General features: G+C 59.0%; 1 pseudogene. It reads right to left on the reverse strand.

The features are described from left to right. Positions 1 to 52: 52 nt before the first annotated feature. A pseudogene (locus tag ACEXP3_RS24680) lies at positions 53 to 915 on the reverse strand (IS3 family transposase); the annotation flags it as partial.

Consider the following 915-nt stretch of genomic DNA (forward strand, 5'->3'; position numbering starts at 1 on the left):
TGAACTGCTCCCAGACATTGGGCCAGCGGAGGCTGGAGTTTTCCGGCTTCAGTCAGGGAGGCGGACTGGTTACGCTTCCCAGATTCATCAGTGCGATCGGGACCTTGTTGCCGATCGCACCATGTGGCCGAACCTCATTGTAGTCTCTACGCCAATCCTCCATCTTTTCGCGGGCATCCGCAAGGGTCAGGAACCAATGTTGGTTCAGGCATTCTGCCCGGAAGCGGCCGTTGAATGCCTCGATGAATGCGTTATCGGTCGGTTTGCCAGGGCGTGAGAAGTCCAGTGTGACGCCTTTCGCATAGGCCCAGAGATCGAGATCGCGGGATACGAACTCGGTGCCCTGATCGACTTGGATCGTCTTGGGATAGCCGACCTGGCGGCATACCCGCTCGAGCGTTTGCACAACATCTTCACCCCGATAGCTGTGCCTTGGATCAACCACCGGGACGTAGCGTGAGAAGGTGTCCACCACGGTCAGAGCGCGTAGCTTCTTGCCGGTGGCGAGCTGGTCGTGAACAAAGTCCATCGCCCAGACATCATTCGGCCCGACGGCCATTTGTCGATCCTCCCGCAGCTTGGCTTTCACCCGGCGTTTCGGTGTCTTGTTACGCAATTGCAGGCCCAAGTCCCTGTAAATGCGGTAGGTACGCTTGATATTGGCACCCCAACCCTCGCGCTCTAGCAGCACATGCACACGACGATAACCATAGCGGACACGGGTCTCGCAGATCGCACGGATACGACGCTCAAGACCGGCCTGATCGGCACGGCGGGAGATGTAGTGGTGGGTCGACCGATCGAAGTCCAGCGCCTCACAGGCACGCCGGATCGAGATCGCCCAGTCCTGGCACATGCCTTTCACCATCTCCCGCTTGCGAGCAGGCCTCAGAGCTTTCGGCGAATAACGTCCTG

Origin of the sequence: Neorhizobium fuzhouense, assembly GCF_042611105.1 — a bacterium.
Taxonomy (GTDB): domain Bacteria; phylum Pseudomonadota; class Alphaproteobacteria; order Rhizobiales; family Rhizobiaceae; genus Neorhizobium; species Neorhizobium galegae_A.